The organism is Bacteroidota bacterium, from assembly GCA_016183775.1.
Taxonomy (GTDB): Bacteria; Bacteroidota; Bacteroidia; order JABDFU01; family JABDFU01; genus JABDFU01.
Genome location: JACPDY010000032.1, coordinates 7,359 through 8,622, shown reverse-complemented (window position 1 = coordinate 8,622; position 1,264 = coordinate 7,359). Strand labels below are relative to the sequence as shown.

Sequence of the window (1,264 nt, the reverse complement as noted above, 5' to 3'; positions counted from 1 at the left end):
ATAAGTTGGTGTGTTGGTGCTTGCGGTATAGTTGTTACCGTCTATCCAGGTGTAACTGTTACACGCGGTTTGTACGTCTGTACCGGATGCAAAGGTGTTAATGGTTAAGTTCAGGGTTACTATACTGTCACAGCCTTCTGAACTTCCTCCTACAATGGTATACGTTGGTGTGTTGGTACTTGATGTATAATTGTTACCGTCTATCCACGTGTAACTGTTGCAGGCGGTTTGTACGTCTGTACCGGATGCAAAGGTGTTGATGGTTAAGCTCAGGGTTACTATACTGTCACAGCCTTGATAACTTCCTCCTGCTATGGTATACGTTGGTGTGTTGGTGCTTGAGGTATAATTGTTACCATCTATCCAGGTGTAACTGTTGCAGGCGGTTTGTACGTCTGTGCCGGATGCAAAGGTGTTGATGGTTAAATTTAGTGTTACTATACTGTCGCAGCCTTGAAAACTTCCGCCTACAATGGTGTAAATTGGTGTGTTAGTACTTGCGGTATAGTTGTTACCGTCTATCCAGGTGTAAGAATTACAAGCTGTTTGTATGTCGGTGCCTGTGGTTGAATTGTTAATGGTTAAGTTCAGGGTTACTATACTGTCGCAGCCTTCAACGCTTCCTCCTGCTATGGTAAAGGTTGGTGTGTTGGTGCTTGCGGTGTAAGTGTTACCGTCTATCCAGGTGTAACTGTTGCAGGCGGTTTGTACGTCTGTGCCGGAAGCAAAGGTGTTGATGGTTAAATTTAGTGTTACTATACTGTCACAGCCTTCTGAACTTCCGCCAACTATCGTATAAGTTGGTGTGTTGGTGCTTGCGGTATAGTTGTTACCGTCTATCCAGGTGTAACTGTTACACGCGGTTTGTACGTCTGTACCGGATGCAAAGGTGTTGATGGTTAAATTTAGTGTTACTATACTGTCACAGCCTTGATAACTTCCGCCTGCTATGGTATACGTTGGTGTGTTGGTACTTGAGGTATAGTTGTTACCGTCTATCCATGTGTAAGAATTACAAGCTGTTTGTATGTCGGTGCCTGTTGTTGAATTGTTAATGGTTAAGTTCAGGGTTACTATACTGTCACAGCCTTGATAACTTCCGCCAACTATTGTGTAAGTTGGTGTGTTGGTACTTGCGGTATAGTTGTTACCGTCTATCCAGGTGTAAGAATTACAAGCTGTTTGTATGTCGGTACCTGTTGTTGAATTGTTAATGGTTAAGTTCAGGGTTACTATACTGTCACAGCCTTGAAAACTTCCTCCT

At 43.4% G+C, this 1,264-nt stretch carries 1 protein-coding gene; it reads right to left on the bottom strand.

What is annotated here, in order from left to right:
* On the bottom strand, nt 1-1,264 hold a 1,264-nt coding region (locus tag HYU69_04220), incomplete at both ends, for a hypothetical protein (protein MBI2269547.1).